Annotated in this window: 15 protein-coding genes and 1 pseudogene; 15 read left to right on the plus strand and 1 reads right to left on the minus strand. The window is 62.2% G+C overall.

All coding sequences use genetic code 11. From position 1 onward, the window contains the following. From JV551A3_RS01870 to JV551A3_RS01895, 6 genes are all read left to right on the plus strand, one after another. Positions 1 to 5,497 (plus strand): immunoglobulin-like domain-containing protein (locus JV551A3_RS01870; RefSeq protein WP_133978269.1); only part of this gene is annotated, 5,497 nt, incomplete at its 5' end. Between the two features lie 251 nt (positions 5,498 to 5,748). Next, complete coding sequence (locus JV551A3_RS01875) at positions 5,749 to 6,090, plus strand: tryptophan synthase subunit beta (RefSeq protein ID WP_133970024.1); 342 nt, start codon at positions 5,749 to 5,751, stop codon at positions 6,088 to 6,090. Positions 6,091 to 6,287: 197 nt separating this feature from the next. Next, the gene (locus JV551A3_RS01880) at positions 6,288 to 7,187 is read left to right on the plus strand and encodes a TauD/TfdA dioxygenase family protein (RefSeq protein WP_133969879.1); all 900 of its coding nucleotides are present in this window, start codon (positions 6,288 to 6,290) and stop codon (positions 7,185 to 7,187) included. An 18-nt stretch (positions 7,188 to 7,205) separates the two neighbouring features. Next, positions 7,206 to 8,225, plus strand: coding sequence for an ABC transporter substrate-binding protein (locus tag JV551A3_RS01885; protein WP_133969880.1), 1,020 nt, complete (start codon positions 7,206 to 7,208; stop codon positions 8,223 to 8,225). A gap of 6 nt (positions 8,226 to 8,231) precedes the next feature. Then, the gene (locus JV551A3_RS01890) at positions 8,232 to 9,095 is read left to right on the plus strand and encodes an ABC transporter ATP-binding protein (RefSeq protein WP_112251159.1); all 864 of its coding nucleotides are present in this window, start codon (positions 8,232 to 8,234) and stop codon (positions 9,093 to 9,095) included. A 14-nt stretch (positions 9,096 to 9,109) separates the two neighbouring features. Further along, positions 9,110 to 9,973 carry an ABC transporter permease gene (locus tag JV551A3_RS01895; RefSeq protein ID WP_133969881.1) on the plus strand — a complete coding sequence of 288 codons (864 nt, stop codon included), beginning with the start codon at positions 9,110 to 9,112 and terminating at the stop codon, positions 9,971 to 9,973. A 118-nt stretch (positions 9,974 to 10,091) separates the two neighbouring features. Here JV551A3_RS01895 and JV551A3_RS01900 read toward each other — a convergent pair whose 3' ends face one another. Next, on the minus strand, positions 10,092 to 10,652 hold the full coding sequence (locus JV551A3_RS01900) for a WCX domain-containing protein (protein ID WP_085721815.1): 561 nt from the start codon (positions 10,650 to 10,652) through the stop codon (positions 10,092 to 10,094). A gap of 207 nt (positions 10,653 to 10,859) precedes the next feature. Here JV551A3_RS01900 and JV551A3_RS01905 point away from each other — a divergent pair, with 207 nt between their 5' ends. From JV551A3_RS01905 to JV551A3_RS01950, 9 genes and pseudogenes are all read left to right on the plus strand, one after another. Next, complete coding sequence (locus JV551A3_RS01905) at positions 10,860 to 11,654, plus strand: tetratricopeptide repeat protein (RefSeq protein ID WP_133969882.1); 795 nt, start codon at positions 10,860 to 10,862, stop codon at positions 11,652 to 11,654. Positions 11,655 to 11,888: 234 nt separating this feature from the next. Further along, positions 11,889 to 12,341, plus strand: a complete 453-nt coding sequence (locus JV551A3_RS01910) for a MarR family winged helix-turn-helix transcriptional regulator (RefSeq protein ID WP_112251167.1) — start codon at positions 11,889 to 11,891, stop codon at positions 12,339 to 12,341. After that, positions 12,338 to 14,425 (plus strand): FUSC family protein, encoded by a 2,088-nt coding sequence (locus JV551A3_RS01915; protein ID WP_133969883.1) that lies wholly within the window; start codon positions 12,338 to 12,340, stop codon positions 14,423 to 14,425. Before JV551A3_RS01910 ends, JV551A3_RS01915 begins: the two co-directional genes overlap by 4 nt. Beyond that, positions 14,422 to 14,634 (plus strand): DUF1656 domain-containing protein, encoded by a 213-nt coding sequence (locus JV551A3_RS01920; RefSeq protein ID WP_003255905.1) that lies wholly within the window; start codon positions 14,422 to 14,424, stop codon positions 14,632 to 14,634. The genes JV551A3_RS01915 and JV551A3_RS01920 overlap by 4 nt, the downstream gene beginning before the upstream one ends. Then, complete coding sequence (locus tag JV551A3_RS01925; RefSeq protein ID WP_010951565.1) at positions 14,631 to 15,506, plus strand: efflux RND transporter periplasmic adaptor subunit; 876 nt, start codon at positions 14,631 to 14,633, stop codon at positions 15,504 to 15,506. Before JV551A3_RS01920 ends, JV551A3_RS01925 begins: the two co-directional genes overlap by 4 nt. Next, positions 15,503 to 16,921, plus strand: a complete 1,419-nt coding sequence (locus JV551A3_RS01930; protein ID WP_133969884.1) for an efflux transporter outer membrane subunit — start codon at positions 15,503 to 15,505, stop codon at positions 16,919 to 16,921. The genes JV551A3_RS01925 and JV551A3_RS01930 overlap by 4 nt, the downstream gene beginning before the upstream one ends. Positions 16,922 to 17,527: 606 nt before the next feature. Further along, the gene (locus JV551A3_RS01935; protein ID WP_133969885.1) at positions 17,528 to 17,854 is read left to right on the plus strand and encodes a type II toxin-antitoxin system RelE/ParE family toxin; all 327 of its coding nucleotides are present in this window, start codon (positions 17,528 to 17,530) and stop codon (positions 17,852 to 17,854) included. A gap of 13 nt (positions 17,855 to 17,867) precedes the next feature. Next, entirely contained in the window at positions 17,868 to 18,152 is a 285-nt protein-coding gene (locus JV551A3_RS01940; RefSeq protein ID WP_003260206.1) for a helix-turn-helix domain-containing protein, read from the plus strand. A gap of 252 nt (positions 18,153 to 18,404) precedes the next feature. After that, positions 18,405 to 18,678, plus strand: a pseudogene (locus JV551A3_RS01950) (cystathionine gamma-synthase); the annotation flags it as partial.

The raw sequence follows: 18,678 nt of genomic DNA on the forward strand, positions 1-18,678 counted from the left end.
GGCCGAAGGTGGCAAGATCACCTACACCGCCACCTTGAGCAACAAGGCGGGCACCGACCTGGTGATCAAACTGAGCAACGGCCAGAGAAACATCATTGCCCCGAGCCAGAAGGGACCTACGATGAACATCGACGCATGCAGGGACGATGTGTATGTCGATGCCGCCAATCTGAGCGTGACCGTCACCGGTACCACCGGTGGTGATTTCGAGAAGCTGGATGTCAGCAACACGGCAGCTGTGACCAAGGTCACTGACACCATCGACACCACTACCGTGACCCTGACCGCGACGTCGACTGTCGCCGAAGGCGGAGTGGTGACTTACACCGCATCGGTCAATCACAAAGTCACCGGTTCGGACCTGGTAGTGAAACTGGCCAACGGCCAGACCATCACCATCCCGGTGGGCGAGTCGTCTGCTTCGGTACCGTTCACCGCGCCGAACAACGTCCACAACACCAACCTGGACCTGAGCAACAAGATCACCAGCATCTCGGGTGGCAATTACGAGAAGACCGTAGCCGTAGGCGAGCCAGTGACTACCGTCACCGACAACCAAGCAACCCCGGACATCACCACGCTTTCGCTGACCGCGACCGACACCGTGGCCGAAGGTGGCAAGATCACCTACACCGCCACCTTGAGCAACAAGGCGGGCACCGACCTGGTGATCAAACTGAGCAACGGCGAGAGCATCACCATTGCCGCGGGCCAGAAGGAAGCTTCGATCACCATCGACGCACCGAGCGACGATGTGTATGTCGATGCCGCCAATCTGAGCGTGACCGTCACCGGTACCACCGGTGGTGATTTCGAGAAGCTGGATGTCAGCAACACGGCAGCTGTGACCAAGGTCACTGACACCATCGACACCACTACCGTGACCCTGACCGCGACGTCGACTGTCGCCGAAGGCGGAGTGGTGACTTACACCGCATCGGTCAATCACAAAGTCACCGGTTCGGACCTGGTAGTGAAACTGGCCAACGGCCAGACCATCACCATCCCGGTGGGCGAGTCGTCTGCTTCGGTACCGTTCACCGCGCCGAACAACGTCCACAACACCAACCTGGACCTGAGCAACAAGATCACCAGCATCTCGGGCGGCAACTACGAGAAGACCGTAGCCGTTGGCGAGCCAGTGACCACTGTCACCGACAACCCGGCGACCCCGGACATCACCACGCTCTCGCTCACCGCGACCGACACCGTGGCCGAAGGTGGCAAGATCACCTACACCGCCACCCTGAGCAACCAGGCCGGTACCGATCTGGTGGTCAGGCTGAGCAACGGCGAGAGCATCACCATCGCGGCGGGTCAGAAGCAGGGTACGATCACCATCGACGCCCCGGGCGACGATGTGTACGTTGATGCAGGGAACGTTCAGGCCAAGATCGACGGTACCACTGGCGGCGACTTCGAGCTGCTGGCTACCAACGGTGCCTACGCGGTTACCAAGGTCACCGACACCATCGACCAGACCGGCCTGAGCCTGAGCGCCACGCCGACCGTCGCAGAAGGTGGCCAGATCACCTACGTCGCCACCCTGACCAACAAGGCTGGCACCGACATGACGATCAAGCTCAGCAACGGTGCTGTGATCAGCATCGAGGCGGGCAAGCTCTCCGGCTCCGTTACCGTTCCGGCGCCCGCCGATGACGTCTATATCGATGCAGGCAATGTTTCGGCGAAGATCACCGAAACCACCGGTGGCAACTTCGAGAAGCTGAACGTCAGCGATACGGCGGCGGTCACCGCGGTCTCGGACACCATCCAGACCACCACCCTGAGCCTCAGCGGTACCACTGCCGTCGCTGAAGGTGGCAACGCCACATACGTTCTTAACTTGACCAACAAGGCCGAGACCGACGTCACTGTCAAACTGAGCTACACCGGCACTGCAGGCGATGGCACGGACTACACCGGCGTCGCCACCGTGGTGATCAAGGCCAACAGCACGCAGGCAACGTTCACCATCCCGACCCTCAAGGACACCATCACCGAGGGTACCGAGCACTTCACCGTCAAGATCGATTCGGCCACTGGCGGCAACTTCGAGAAGCTCGATATAAGCTCCAGCGCCGGCAGCGTGACCACCCAGATCTTCGAGCCGGCCCCGGTTCTGGACCTGGATGGCAACGATTCCAGCGGCAAGACCGGTGCCGACTACCAGACCACCTTCACCGAGAACCAGCCAGGCAGTGGTGTGTCGATCGGCGATGTGGACGTCACCATCACCGACTTCGACAGCTCGAAGCTGACGGGCGCGACGGTCACCCTGACCAACCGCCAGCCGGGTGATGCGCTGAACCTGGGCAACAGCGTCAACGGCATCACGATCAACGCCAACAGCACAGACGGCAAGGTAGTCCTGACCCTGAGCGGCTCTGCATCGCTGGCTGACTATATTCAGGCGATCAAGAACATCACCTTCATCAACAGCAGCGAGAACCCGAGCACCACGCCTCGTGTCATCACTGTGACGGTGACTGACGGCGTGAATACCTCGAACACTGCCACGACCACGGTGAACGTGATCGCAGTCAACGACGCACCGGTCGCCACCGGCGGCGCTGTCACTGGTGTCGAAGATACGCCGCTGGTGCTGACCTGGAGTGACCTCAATATTTCCGACGTCGACAGCGCCCTGTCGAGCCTGGGTGTGACCTTCACCCAGCTGCCAGCGGGCTCGCTGCAGCTCTTCAACGGCAGCGCCTGGGTCAACGTCGCCCAGAACCAGACCGTCAGCCAGGCCGACATCGCTGCCGGCAACCTGCGGTTCGTGCCAAAACCCAACGAGTCGGGTATCGACGGATATGGCGGAACGGGCGTTGGCAACAAGCAGGCCGACTATGCCCAGATCAAGTACAAGCCTACCGACGGTACCGCTGCTGGCAGCGAGGCCACACTGAAGGTCGATATCACGCCTGTAGCCGACAAACCTGGCCTGAACATCGGCAGCAACACCCCCGATTCGCTCGGCCTGACCAAGGAAACCTGGAACAGCCTCACGGGCCTGGGCACCAACGGCAACGGTATCACCGGTACAGCGCTGAAGAGCGTGTTTGCCAACTCTGGCAGTGCCAGCAAGAGCGAGCAGGTTACCAGTGCCGACTCGGGCGGCAGCGTTGCCGCCGGCACTGGCTCCAAGACCTCCGGCCTGATCTACCTGGAAGCCGGCCAGACCTACACCTTCAGCGGCACCGCCGATGACAGCCTGCAGGTCTACATCGGCAAAACCAGCGTGGTCGGCGCCACCTGGGGTGGGGGCGGTACGATCTCCGGCAGCTTCTCGCCGCCTGTCAGCGGCTACTACACCCTCGAGATCTACCACGCCAACCAGTCCGGCCCGGGCAGCCTGGATATCAACATCAAGGTCGGTAACGGCCCGGTGACCGACCTGAGCAGCTCGGCCATCCCGATGTACCCGAACGTTGCGGCGATGGGTAACGCCGGGCTTTCCGTGTCCGACCTTCATGGCAGTGATGGCCAGGGCTACTACGACGGTTACAAGCTCAATGAAGGGCCGGAGAACGGCACCGTCAAGCTGGTTGGCATTTCCGCCAACCTGACCGACACCGACGGCTCCGAGACCCTGAGCGTCAAGCTGGACGGCATTCCGGCAGGTTCGGTGCTCAGCGATGGCGCCGGTCATACCGTAACCATCGGCGCCACTTCGGTTGACGTCACCGGCTGGAACCTCAACGGCCTGAGCATCAAGCCGCCGGCGTACTACCAGGGCAGTTTCGATGTGAAGGTCACCTCGACCGCCACCGAGAACGTGGGCGGCAGCAAAGCCTCCACCGAAGGCACGATCAAGGTAACCGTCTATCCGGACACCTACACCGCCAGCAACCTGACTACCGACAGCGACAGTTTCACCGGCACCGCAACCAGCGACGTTATCGTTGCCGACATCAGTGGCCTGCACGTGACGCCGGGTCAGGACTACAACATTGCGTTCATCGTCGATACCTCAGGCAGCATGGGTAGCGCGGTCGATGCCGCGCGCAACTCGCTGAAGTCGGTGTTCGATACCTTGGCTAACAGCGTCAAGGGTGCGCAGTCCGGCACAGTGAATATCCTGCTGGTGGACTTCTCCACCCAGGTGAACAGTACGGTTTCGGTCAACCTGGGCGACAAGAACGCGTTGAGCTCGCTCTACACTGCGCTCAATACGCTCTATTCCAGCGGCTCGACCAACTACGAGGATGCGTTCAAGACCACCGCCAACTGGTTCAAGCAATTGATGGAGGCGGGCAACACCGGCAGCCGCCAGACCTTCTTCATCACCGACGGTCAGCCGAACGTGTACCAGGCTGGTGAACGTGAGGGCACCTTCAAGAACATCGGCACCTCGGTGGATGCCGTGCTCAAGTCGATCGGCTACAAGTTGGGCGACGTGGTCACCGACAAGATGGTAGGCAGCGACAACCGCTTCAGTATCGATGCCAAAGGCAACATGACTGCCGAGTATTGGGGCAAGAAGGGCTGGACCAACGACAGTGGTGCGTCTGGACAGCTGCATGCCCAAGGTGATGGCACCTTTGAGTTCTCCTACGCTGAAAGCGGTTACTACTATGTGGACTACAACTCGCAACAAAGCTTCCTGTTGCTGTCCAACCTTTCTGGCGTGGAAGCCATCGGTCTCAACAGCGCGGTCAACGTCAACGACCTGAAGCCTTACGACACCGATAGCAAGCCGCAGACCAATATCGACCCGAGCAAACTGGCGGAAGCGATCCTGGGCCACACCGAAGCCACCGTGCCGGGCAATGACACCGTCAACGGTGGTGATGGCAACGACATCATCTTCGGTGACCTGGTGAGCTTCGGCTCGGTCGCCGGCAACGGTGTCGAAGCCATTCAGGGCTATGTCGCGGGGCAACTGGGTGTTGCCCTGGGTGATGTCGACGGTCGCGTGCTGCACAAGTACATCGTCGAGCACGTCAGCGAGTTCGACGTCTCGCGCAGCAACGATGGCAATGACATCCTCAACGGTGGCACGGGCAACGACCTCCTGTTCGGCCAGGGCGGCGACGATACCCTCGACGGTGGCAAGGGCAATGACATCCTGATCGGTGGCGTGGGCAAGGACACCCTGCTAGGTGGTGAGGGCAATGACATCCTGCTTGGCGGCAAGGGCGATGACACCATGACCGGTGGCAGCGGTGCCGACACCTTCGTATGGAAGGCTGGCGATATCGGCAAAGACGTTATCAAGGACTTCAAGGTGGCCGAAGGCGACCGCATCGACCTGAAGGACCTGCTCCAGGGCGAGAAGGGCAGCACCATCGACAATTACCTGAAGCTCACTACGGTGGAAGGCACGACCACGCTGCAGGTCAGCAGCGAAGGCAAGCTCAATGCCACCGGTGGGATCGCCAACGCCGACGTGACCATCAAGCTGGAAGGGGTGAACTGGTCCAACACCACGATCAACTCGTTGATCAGCGGTGCTGACCCGACCATCATCATCCACAACAAAGACAGCTGATTGCTGATGCGCTAGCGGGCTGCTTTGCAGCCCGATCGCCGGCAAGCCAGCTCCTGCAGGGGCCGCGCAACTCTCGAGAGCTGCACAATACCTGTGGGAGCTGGCTTGCCGGCGATTGGCCGCTCAGCGGCCACGGCTCTATCCTGGCATCCTGCAACAGCGCATACTCTGGCGCCGGGCCTGCGTGCCCGGCGATCTTTGCCTATGCTGCTGTCTACCACCAAGGAACCAACGTGACGAGGGACACCGCCATGTTCTACGTGCAACGCGATGCCGCCGGCCAGTTGCGGCGGGTAGAAGCGGCCGCTTTCGACGAGTTCACCGAAATCCTTCCCGCCGACCATGCCGAAATCCAGGAGTGGTTTGCCGATGACGAGGTGGAAAACAGCCTCAACCAGCTCAAGCAAAGCGACCTCGACATGATCCGCGTGCTCGAGGACCTGATCGATGTACTGACCGCCAAGGGTGTGTTCAACATCACCGACCTGCCCGCTGGCGCGCAGGCCAAGCTGCTCAACCGCTCCAAGGCGCGCAAGGCGCTCAGCAGCCTGACCAACCTCATTGAAGAAGAAGAGCAGGGCGGGTTGATCTGATCACCGGCGAGCAAATCCCGGTGCTATGGTTATTCTCTAAAGGTATTTAAATTATTGCTCTTATGACTTTATAGTCACTGCCACTGCGTACCCGTCGACCAATCGACGCGCCGCACGACTTGAACCCACACGGGAAATCCCCGTGCGTTTCTGATCGTTGCGCGCCATTGAAGTCGCGCACTGCGTGGGAGTGAAAAATGTCAGCCGCCTCGAACGCCTTGTCGATCATCGACAGCGCCCAGCCGCAACGCTTCGAAATCCGCCCGTTCTCCGGCGCCGTAGGCGCCGAGATCATCGGCCTGGACCTGGCCATACCAGTCAACGCCGAGGATTTCGCCCGTATCCATCGCGCCCACCTCGACCACCACGTGCTGGTGTTCCGCGACCAGCGCATCAGCCCCGACCAGCAGATCGCCTTCAGCCGCCGTTTTGGTCCGTTGCAGATCCACGTGCTCAAGCAGTTCCTGCTCGCCGGCCACCCCGAGATCCTGATTGTTTCCAACATCATCGAAAACGGCCAGAACATCGGCCTGGGTGATGCCGGCAAGTTCTGGCACTCGGACCTGTCGTACAAGGAACTGCCAAGCCTCGGTTCGATGCTGCATGCCCAGGAGCTGCCCGACGAGGGCGGCGATACGCTGTTCGCTGACATGCACAAAGCCTGGGATGCCGTACCTGCGGCCCTGCGCAAGGTAGTCGAAGGCCGCAGTGCTGCGCACTCTTACACCGCCCGCTACGCCGAGACCAAGTTCGAAGGCAACTGGCGTCCGTCCCTGACCGCCGAGCAGCTGGCGCAGGTACAGGAAGTCATCCACCCGGTGGTTCGTACCCACCCGGAAAACGGCCGCAAGGCGCTGTTCGTCAGCGAGGGCTTCACCACCCGCATCGTCGGCCTGCCAGACGATGAAAGCCGCGACGTGCTGCAACAGCTGTACGCCCTGAGCGTGCTGGAGCAGAACATCTACCGCCACCAGTGGCAGCCCCACGACCTGGTGTTCTGGGACAACCGCTCGCTGATCCACCTGGCCACCGGCTGCCCCGCACACCTGCGGCGCAAGCTTTACCGCACCACCATCCAGGGCGATGCCCCGTTCTGACGACTGAGGAAACCCATCATGCGTAAATCCATCAGCCGCCTGGCGGCAAGCATCGGCCTGGGCGCAAGCCTGGTTGTCGGCAGCCTGGCGGCCCCCGCCGCGGCCCAAGCAGAAGGCAAGATTCGCATTGCCGAGCAGTTCGGCATTGTCTACCTGCTGCTGAACGTAGTACGTGACCAGCATCTGATCGAAAAGCATGGCAAGGAGCAGGGCATCGACATCGAAGTCGATTGGGCCCAGCTGTCGGGTGGTTCGGCTATCAACGACGCACTGCTGTCCGGTTCGGTGGACATCGCCGGGGCTGGCGTCGGCCCACTGTTGACCGTGTGGGACCGCACCAAGGGCCGGCAGAACGTCAAGGCCGTGGCTTCGCTGGGCAACTTCCCGTACTACCTGGTCAGCAGCAACCCCAACGTGAAGACCATTGCCGACCTCTCCGACAAAGACCGGATCGCCGTGCCGGCGGTAGGCGTTTCGGTGCAGTCGCGCTTCCTGCAATACGCCGCCGCCCAGCAATGGGGCGACAAGGAATACAACCGCCTCGACAAGTACACCCTGGCCGTGCCGCACCCCGATGCCACTGCCGCGCTGCTGGCCGGCGGCACCGAACTCAACGGGCACTTCTCCAACCCGCCGTTCCAGGACCAGGTGCTGGCCAACAAGAACGTGCACGTGGTGCTCAACAGCTACGACCTGCTCGGCGCCAACTCGCCAACCTTGCTGTTCGCCACCGAGAAATTCCGCAAGGACAACCCCAAGACCTACAAGGCCTTCGTCGATGCGCTGGCTGAAGCCGCAGACTTTGCCCAGAAGGACAAGGCAGCCGCCGCCGACACCTACATCCGCGTGACCAAGGCCAAGATCGACCGCGACACGTTGATCAAGCTGATCGACAACCCGCAGTACGAGTTCACCATCACGCCAAAGAACACCTACAAGCTGGCCGACTTCCTCTATCGGGTAGGCGCCATCAAGCACAAGCCGGAATCGTGGAAGGACTACTTCTTCCAGGATGAACGCCCGCTGCAGGGGAGCTGACCGATCATGACCGCCCCATTGCCAGGCCACACGGCCAGCAACCTGAGCCGTGTCGCAACGCCACCTTTGCTCAAGGTGGATAACCTCAGCCTCGAATACCGCACCGCGCAACGCGTGGTGCGGGCCACTCACCAGGTCAGCTTCGAAGTCGACCGTGCCGACCGCTTCGTGCTGCTCGGCCCCTCCGGGTGCGGCAAGTCCACCTTGCTCAAAGCCGTGGCCGGGTTCATCTCGCCCCAGGAAGGGCAGATTCTGCTGCAGGGTCAGCCAGTCAGCGGCCCAGGCCCCGACCGCATCGTGGTGTTCCAGGAATTCGACCAGTTGCCGCCGTGGAAGACGGTAAAGCAGAACGTCATGTTCCCTCTGCTGGTGTCGGGCCAGCTGAAACGCGCCGAAGCCGAAGAGCGAGCGCTGCATTACCTGGAAAAAGTCGGCCTGGCAGCCTTCGCCGATGCCTACCCGCATACCCTGTCGGGCGGGATGAAGGCGCGCGTGGCGATCGCCCGTGCCCTGGCCACTCAGCCGAAGATCCTGCTGATGGACGAACCGTTCGCGGCACTTGATGCGCTGACCCGGCGCAAGATGCAGGAAGAGTTGCTGCTGCTGTGGGAAGAGGTGCGTTTTACCCTGCTGTTCGTTACCCACTCCATCGAAGAAGCACTGGTGGTCGGCAACCGCATCCTGCTGCTGTCGCCACACCCAGGGCGGGTGCGGGCCGAAGTGCACAGCCACCAGTACGACCTGGGCAGCCTGGGTGGCAGCGACTTCCAGGCCAGTGCCCGGCGCATCCATCGCTTGCTGTTTGATGAGGCGGACAGCCCCGAACAGCCCGACGATCTTGGTTTCAACGATATCCGTATCGCCTACTGACAGGAGCTTCAGCCATGACCACTACACCTGTACGCCAGGAATACGAGGTGCAGCTGGAGCCTTTGCTCAGTGTGCCTGTGGAACGCAACCTGCCGTTGGCTCAGCGCCTGTGGCAGCACGGCTGGCTGCGCAAGGCGGTCATCCTGCTGGTGATCGCAGCGCTATGGGAGGCCATCGCCCGCTATCAGGGCAACGACCTGCTGCTGCCGACCTTTCTGCAGACTGCCACGGCGCTGTGGGACGGCCTGCTCAGTGGTGAGTTGCCGGCCAAGGTTGGCGTGTCGCTGGTGATTCTGCTCAAGGGGTATCTGCTGGGGATCATCCTGGCCTTCGGCCTCACCAGTCTGGCAGTGTCGACCCAGCTTGGGCGCGATCTGCTGGGCACCCTGACCTCGATGTTCAACCCGTTGCCAGCGATCGCCCTGTTGCCGTTGGCCTTGCTGTGGTTCGGGCTGGGCGACAACAGCCTGATCTTCGTATTGGTGCACTCGGTGCTCTGGGCGCTGGCGCTGAACACTTATGCGGGCTTTCTTGGCGTGTCGGAAACCTTGCGCATGGCCGGGCGCAACTACGGCCTGAAAGGGCTGCGGCTGGTGCTGCATATCCTTGTCCCGGCAGCGCTGCCGTCGATCCTTTCGGGGCTGAAGATCGGCTGGGCGTTTGCCTGGCGCACACTGATCGCTGCCGAGCTGGTGTTCGGGGCCAGCAGCGGCAAAGGCGGGTTGGGTTGGTACATCTTCCAGAACCGCAACGAGCTGTACACCGACAAGGTGTTTGCCGGGTTGGCAGTGGTGATCCTGATCGGCTTGCTGGTGGAAGGGCTGGTGTTCAATACCCTGGAGCGGCTGACGGTGCGGCGCTGGGGTATGCAGCGCTAACTGGTATGCCTGTGCCGGCCTCTTCGCGGGCTTGCCCGCTCCCACAGGAAAACCACACACTTCAGAATCTGTAGAGTACCTGTGGGAGCGGGCAAGCCCGCGAAGAGGCCAGCACAGGCTAAAAATTCTGGTACTGCGCCGCCGCATTGCTCAGGATCCTGCCAATTTCCTCCCGCAAGCCGGCTGGCTGTTCCACCACCACCCCATCCCCATGGCTCAACAGCCACCAGCGCAAAGGCCAGCCGTCGCTCACCGTGGCCTGCAACCGATGCCCGTGCTCCAACGCCGTCAGCTGCATGTCGCTACTCAACGGCGCAACCCGCAACTGCCGTGCCAGCGTATCGCTGATCCGCGCCACCAACTCCACCCCCTCACCCCGAGCCGGTTGAAGCGCATCACCGCGCAGGTGCGTCAACAAGTCGAAATTGCCGCGCAAGTCGCCCACTGCGCTTGCCGACCAGTGCCAGCCAAACGGGATGCTCTTGTCATTGCGCTCCAGCGGAAATATCAACGACAGTTCATTGAGATCACGTTCGACAGTGCGTTTGCTGACAGTGAAGCCCACGTCACGCAGGCGCCAGACCAGTTCGGCGCTGGTAATGCCTGGGGAACGGCTGGGCAGCTGACGCAACAGCGCCCACTGTCGGCTGAGGGTGGCGCGAGTGGTGGCGAACGGCAAAAGGTAACGTCCTTGTCTAGGCTTGCCGCAATAGGATGGCGGCAGGCGTGGGGCATGGCAATTGGCCACAGCCTGCTCAGATCAAGGAAGTCGCATTTGGTTGCCTGCTGCCGAATCGTTCGCGACAGGTTTTGACGTTACGTCACGCAGAATCACGCCTCATCACAGCCGAAGGTTGGGGTTGTGTGTCGTTCAATGAGGATGAACATGTCTGCTGCCAGCAATATCCATTCGCTGCTTGCCCGCCTTCTGCCCGAGCGGGTGATCGCCCCACCGGCCGCTGTCGGAAGGCGACAGCGGCTGTTTGCCGGGATAGGCTTGCCCAGCCAGCGCTCGCTGCTGGTCAGCCGCCTGGACGAAGCCAGCGACTTGCAGGCGGTGTACATCGACCTGCGCCGCCAGGCCTTGCAAGGCAACGTGGCGGCACTCAACGACCTTGGCTGGATCTGGCTCAATGGCAAATACTGGCGCGCCGACACCGTGTTGGCTGGCCATCTGTTGCGCATGGCGGCCCTGCAAGGCCATGCCGCGGCATGGTTCAACCTTGGGCAGCAACATTACTTCGGCAAAGGTATCGAACCCTCTTACCTGCAGGCGGCGGAGTGCTATCGGCAGGCTTTCGAGCGGGGCATGCTGCATGCCGCTGCCGCGCTGGGTGACCTGTACGAGGAAGAGGTGTGTGATGGCGGCCTGCAGTGGCAGGTCGACCTGGTGGAGGCTTACCAGTGGTTCTTGCGCGGGGCCGAGCGGGGCGAGGCACGCTGCCGTTTCGAGGTAGGTTACCGGTTGATGCACGGGCTGTACGTGGAGGCTGATCTCAAGGCCGCGTTGTACTGGCTGGAGCTGGCGGCGGCGGCGGGGGTAGTGCAGGCGGCCGAGGAGCTGGCGGTGCACTTCAGCAGCCGTGACGAGGGCCGCTATCAGGAGTGGCGTGACCGGGCGGTGCAGATGGGCAGCACGCTGGCCTTGACCATGAAGCTGGAGGACCAGATACAGCCTTGAATTCTTTGTTGTCTGTCCGTGCCTCTTCGCGGGTAAACCCGCTCCCACAGGTACTGTGCATGGCTTGAATCCTGTTCAGCATCTGTGGGAGCGGGTTCACCCGCGAAGAGGCCGGCACAGTCAGGCCATAACCCCAGCATGAACAACAATTCATCCATGCCCCCGGTTGACGACAGGGGGAGGCACAGGCGTATATTGATAGTTAGCAAACTATGAATATCCTTGGTTCCTGTCATGTCCCTTGATCTCCTGCGCCTGCAAGTCAGCAGTGGCATGGTGGTTGCCGCCCGCCATTGGCGGCGCATCTGCCATGCTGCTTTGACCGGTTACGGCATTTCCGAGGCCTGTGCCGCGCCGCTGCTGATGATCGTGCGCCTGGGTGACGGTGTGCATCAGGTGGCCGTGGCCCAGGCCGCCGGCCTGGAAAGCCCGTCGCTGGTACGCCTGCTCGACCAGTTGTGCAAGGCTGGCCTGGTATGCCGCAGCGAGGACCCGCTGGACCGCCGCGCCAAGGCCCTGAGCCTGACCGCCGAAGGCCGCACCCTGGCCGAGTCCATCGAAGCCGAACTGGTGCGCCTGCGCCGCGAAGTGCTGCATGGCATCGACCAGGCCGACCTGGAAGCCGCCTTGCGCGTGCTGCGTGCCTTCGAAGCCGCCGGCCTGGGCAACACAGGCGCGGTAGCATGAGCGGTTTCTTCAGCTCCGTACCACCCGCCCGCGATTGGTTCTATGGCGTGCGTACCTTTGCCGCTTCCATGATCGCCCTGTACATCGCCCTGCTCATGCAGTTGCCGCGCCCCTATTGGGCCATGGCCACGGTGTACATCGTCTCCAGCCCGTTCCTTGGCCCCACCAGCTCCAAGGCCCTGTACCGTGCCGTGGGCACGCTGCTCGGCGCCGGCGGGGCGATTTTCCTCGTACCACCGCTTGTGCAATCGCCGTTGCTGCTGAGCATCGCCATCGCCCTGTGGACTGGCACCTTGCTGTTCCTTTCGCTGAACCTGCGCACCGCCAACAACTACGTGCTGATGCTGGCTGGCTACACCTTGCCGATGATTGCCTTGGTGGTGGTCGACAACCCGCTTGCGGTGTTCGATGTGGCGTCTTCCCGCGCCCAGGAAATCTGCCTGGGAATCGTCTGCGCGGCGGTGGTCGGGGCGATCTTCTGGCCACGCCGGCTGGCGCCGGTTGTGGTCGGTGCTACTGGCAGCTGGTTCACCGAAGCGATCCGCTACAGCGACACCTACCTGGCCCGCCAGGCTGGCGCAGACCAGGTTGGCGGCATGCGTGGGGCGATGGTCACCACCTTCAACTCGCTGGAGCTGATGATCGGCCAGCTCGGCCATGAAGGCGCAGGTCCGCATACCCTGAAGAACGCCCGCGAGTTGCGTGGGCGCATGATCCACCTGCTGCCGGTGATCGACGCCCTCGACGACGCCCTGGTTGCCCTCGAAGGCCGCGCCCCGGCACAGTTCGCCCAGTTGCAACCGTTGCTCGATGCCGCCCGCGAATGGCTCAAGGGCACCGCCGACAGCGCCTCGGTCGCCCGCTGGACCGCCCTGCACGAACAGATCGAGCGCCTGCAGCCGGGCGCCGCGGCCCTCGACCAGCGCGCCGAACTGCTATTGTCCAACGCCCTGTATCGCCTGACCGAATGGGTCGATCTGTGGCAGGACTGCTGCAGCCTGCAACACGCCCTGCGCAGCGACGATTCCAAACCCTGGCGCGCGGTGTATCGCCACTGGCGCCTGGGCCGCCTGACGGCGTTCTTCGACCGTGGCCTGATGCTGTATTCGGTGGCCTCCACCGTGCTGGCGATCGTTGTCGCCTGTGGCCTTTGGATCGGCCTGGGCTGGAACGACGGCGCCAGCGCAGTGATCCTCGCCGCCGTGTCGTGCAGCTTCTTCGCCGCCATGGACGACCCGGCGCCGCAGATCTACAGGTTTTTCTTCTGGACGCTGATGTCGGTCATCTTCTCCAGCCTGTACCTGTTCCTGGTGCTGCCCAACCTGCACGATTTCCCGATGCTGGTGCTGGCCTTCGCCGTGCCGTTCATCTGCGTTGGCACCCTGACCGTACAGCCGCGCTTCTACCTGGGTACCTTGCTGACCATCGTCAACACTTCGACCTTCATCAGCATCCAGGGCGCCTACGATGCTGACTTCTTCACCTTCCTCAATTCCAACCTGGCCGGCCCCGTGGGGCTACTGTTCGCCTTCATCTGGACTTTGGTAATGCGCCCGTTCGGCGTGGAGTTGGCAGCCAAGCGCATGACCCGCTTCGCCTGGCGCGACATCGTTGAAATGACCGAGCCGGCCACCCTGGCCGAGCACCGCCAGGTCGGTGTACAGATGCTTGACCGCCTGATGCAGCACCTGCCGCGCTTGTCGCAAACCGGCCAGGACAGCGGCGTGGCACTACGCGACGTGCGGGTGGGGTTGAACCTGCTGGACCTGCTGGCCTATATGCCGCGTGCCAGCCAGCAGGCTCGTGAGCGGCTGAACACGGTGGTCGAGGAAGTCGGCGCGCATTACGCCGCCTGCCTGCGCGCCGGCGAGCGCCTGCACGCCCCGGCCGCGCTGCTGCGCAACATGGAGCGCGCGCGCCTGGCGCTGAACCTGGATGAGCTGTACGAGCGCGGCGATGCCCGTACTCACTTGCTGCACGCGCTGAGCGGCCTGCGCCTGGCGCTGCTGCCGGGCGTGGAAGTGATGCTCGAGCCAGCCGAACAACCGCAACTGCCCCCCGGCCTCGACGGAGCACCCCTGTGATCGGTGAACTGGATATCAGCGGGGTGTTCCTGCCCACGCTGCTGGTGATGATGTTTGGCACCTACCTGCTGTTCCTCGGGGTGCACGCGGTGCTGGTGCGCCTGCATTTCTACCGCCTGGTCTGGCACCGGGCGTTGTTCAACGTTGCCCTGTATGCCGTGCTGCTTGGTGCGGTGGACCACTTTTGCCGAAACCTGATGCTGCCATGAAAAAACCTTTGCTGACCCTGGGCCGTGTGGTCCTGACCTTGCTGGTAGTGACCTTCGCCGCCGTGCTCGTGTGGCAGATGGTGGTCTACTACATGTTCGCCCCCTGGACCCGCGACGGCCACATCCGCGCCGACGTGATCCAGATCGCCCCGGATGTGTCCGGGCTGATCCAGAAGGTCGAGGTGCGTGACAACCAGACCGTCAAGCGCGGCGATGTGCTGTTCACCATCGATCAGGACCGCTTCACCCTGGCCTTGCGCCAGGCCAAGGCGACCCTGGGTGAGCGCCAGGAGACCCTGGCCCAGGCCTCCCGCGAAGCGCAGCGCAACCGCAAGCTGGGCAACCTGGTGGCCGCCGAGCAACTGGAAGAAAGCCAGTCCCGCGAGGCCCGCGCCCGTTCCGCCGTCAGCGAAGCGCAGGTGGCCGTCGATACTGCCCAGCTCAACCTCGACCGCTCGGTGGTGCGCAGCCCGGTGGACGGTTACCTGAACGACCGTGCACCGCGTAATCACGAATTTGTCACCGCCGGCCGCCCGGTGCTGTCGGTGGTCGACAGCGCTTCATACCACGTTGATGGCTACTTCGAGGAAACCAAGCTGGGCGGCATCCACATCGGCGATGCCGTGGACATCCGCGTGATGGGCGACAACACTCGCCTGCGTGGCCATGTGCAAAGCTTCGCAGCCGGCATCGAAGACCGCGACCGCAGCAGTGGTGCCAACCTGTTGCCCAACGTCAACCCGGCGTTCAGTTGGGTGCGCCTGGCCCAGCGTATTCCGGTGCGCATTGCCTTTGATGAAGTGCCGCAAGACTTCCGCATGATCGCCGGGCGAACCGCCACGGTATCGATCATCGAGGGCCAGCGCCCATGAAACAGCTGATCCTGGCAGGGCTGTGCCTGTCGCTGGGCGCCTGCATGATGGTCGGCCCAGACTATGAAGTGCCGAAGGAGGCGGCGGTGCAACGCAGCGACCTCAACGGCCCGTTGCGCCAGGATGCCGACAGTGTGGTTTCGGCGCCGGTGCCTGAGGACTGGTGGCAGTTGTATCAGGATCAACGGCTGAACGAGCTGGTGCGCCAGGCCCTGAGTGCCAACACCGAGCTGCGCGTGGCTGCTGCCAACATTGCCAAGGCCCGTGCCCAGGTCGAAGTGGCCGAGTCGCAGGGTGGCTTCAATGGCGGCGTCAAACTCGGCGCCCAGCGCTTGCAGGAGTCGGGTGAAGCCTTCCTGTTGCCCGAGAAGGTGCCGGTGGCCAACATCGGCGAGGCCATTATCAGTGCCTCGTACCAGTTCGACCTGTGGGGCACCTTCAAGCGTGGCACCGAGGCCGCCAAGGCCAATGCCGATGCGGTGCAGGCCGCTGCCGACACCGCCCGCATCACCCTGGTGGCGGATGTGGTCAAGGCCTATACCCAAGTGTGCTCGGCCAACGAGGAATACCATATCGCCCGTGAGTCGCTCGACCTGCAGGAGCAGAGCGTGAAGCTCAACCAGCGGCTGCGTGATGCCGGCCGTGGCGACGAAACCCAGGTTACCCGCTCGCAGACCCAGTTCAAATCGTTGCGTGCCGAACTGCCACGCTTCAAGGCGGAGCGCGAGACTGGCATGTATACCCTGGCTGCCTTGTTGGCAAAACCGGTCGATCAGCTGCCTGCCGGCACTGCCGATTGTGCCGAGCTGCCGCACCTGAACCAGCTGGTGCCGGTGGGCGATGGCGCCGCGCTGCTCAAGCGCCGCCCAGATGTGCGCCAGGCCGAACGCCAGCTGGCCGCCGCCACGGCCTATATTGGCGTGGCGACTGGCGCGCTGTATCCGGACATCAGCATCGGCGCCCAGGTGGGCACCATCGGTATCCTCGAGAACCTTGGTGAGCCATCTACCAACCGCTGGGGCTTCGGCCCGCAGGTCAGCTGGAGCATCCCCACCAACGGCACCCGCGCCCGCATTCGCATGGCCGAAGCCTCGACCCAGGCCGCCCTGGCGAATTTCGATGGAGTGGTGCTGAACGCCATTCGCGAGACCCAGACCCGCCTGGCGCAGTACAGCGCCCTGTTGGACCGGCGTGATGCGCTGGCCGAGGCGGAGAAGTCGGCCAAGGAAGCGGCCGATCAGACGCACCGCTATTACCAGGCGGGGCGAGAGTCGTTCCTGGCGGACTTGCAGGCGACACGGACGTATACCGACATGCGTGCGCAGCTGGCGGCGGCCAATAGCCAGGTGGCGTTGGGGCAGATTGGCGTGTTCCTGGCGTTGGGTGGGGGGTGGAAAGACACCGCCAAGCCTTGAGGCCAAATCGCCGGCAAGCCAGCTCCCATAGAACTGCACATGACTTACTGATTTAGCAGGGACCCTGTGGGAGCGGGCGTGCCCGCGAACACCGGCGCAGCCGGTGCCATGCACCGCGTTGGATTCTTCGCGGGCACGCCCGCTCCCACATGTACTGCGCTGTTTTCGAGCCCTGTAATTCACCTGTGGGAGCTGGCTTGCTGGCGATCGAGGGCAGAGCCCTCGCCTAGGTTCTAGAGCTGTAAGACATTTCCGAACCTGAAACCAAATGCTTCAGTTCGAACGCCCTGTCGAATTATCCTACAGCACCTGTCGGAAGGTGCTGTCTTGGCTGGGAAGCACACCAGGTTTAATGTCCTTGGCTCGCCTTTTCAGGTGAGTTGCCTCACTTCTGTTGCCCATTCCTTTTCTGTTTTAGTCGGTGTCGATAATGGACATTTACAGGCTTGATGTTATATCGGTATCGATATAATTTGTGTGCAAGCTCCTGGAATCTGTGCATTGCCATGTACGCCAGAAAGGTGCAGCGGCATGACCAAACACATGGGTGAGGCATGAGGCGCAAGCGCAGCTGGCGATTGGAGCAATGGCGAAGGGGCATGCGGCATGTGGGACGGTCAGAAGCCTATCGAATGGGTAGGCGGCAGCAAGGATGATGTGCGCAGGTTTCCACCAGTGGCTAGGCAGCGGGCTGGGTATCAGCTGGATTTGATCCAGTCCGGTGAAGAACCTACCGACTGGAAGTCGATGGAGAATGTGGGGCAGGGTGTGCGGGAGATCCGCATCAAGTGTAAAGACGGTGCTTTTCGCGTGTTCTATGTTGTGAACCGCCCGGAGGCTGTCTATGTCCTGCATGCATTCCGCAAGACAACTGAAAAGACGGATAAGCGTGATATTGATGTGGCGAAAGCCCGATTCAAGTCGCTGGACTGAGAGGTGATCAACAATGGCGAACGAACGCTCGGCATCTGTATGGGACGCGTTGGCTGATACGCCAGAAGAGGCCGACAACCTTCGGCTGCGCTCGCAGTTGATGCGGATTTTGGTCAAGACGGTGCGTGCCTGGGATCTACCTCAGAAGGATGCGGCGCGTCGGCTACATGTCACTCAACCACGCTTGAGTGAACTGTTGAACGGGAAGATAGACAAATTCTCCCTGGATGCACTGGTTAACCTGCTGGCCAACGCCGATCTGGAAGTGGATTTTACGGTGAAGGAAAAGCTCGCCTGAGTCGATGATTGTCTTCAATAACTTTCAGGCACCCAGGCAACGGGGTACGTGCGGTCCATGTGGGAGCGGGTTTACCCGCGAAGAATGCAACACGGTGTATGGCACCGGCTGTGCCAGTGTTCGCGGGTGAGCCCGCTCCCACAGGGACAGTGCCCGGTGCTCGCACGGCAGATCCCACTTCATCAGATTTGTACCAAGATTTTTCATGAAATCCGCCCGGCACCCTTGAGCGAAGCAAAGTGGAAGTGAACAATGTTCTCTTTCGCATTCCCTTCGAGACTGGCCATGAAAACCCGTTCCCGTCTGCTTGCCTGGCTGCCGGCTATATTGCTCGGCCCGGTGCTGGCGCTGTGCAGCACCCTGGCGTTGGCCGAAGCCCCCGCCGAGGCCACCAAGGCCCTGCACCTGCTGGACTACATTGGCGCCGACTACCCGCCCACCGTGCAAGACGGCAAGGTGATCGACGATGGTGAATACCGCGAGCAGCAGGAGTTCAGCGCGGTATTGGCCGATCGTCGATCACCTT

The organism is Pseudomonas inefficax, from assembly GCF_900277125.1.
GTDB lineage: Bacteria > Pseudomonadota > Gammaproteobacteria > Pseudomonadales > Pseudomonadaceae > Aquipseudomonas > Aquipseudomonas inefficax.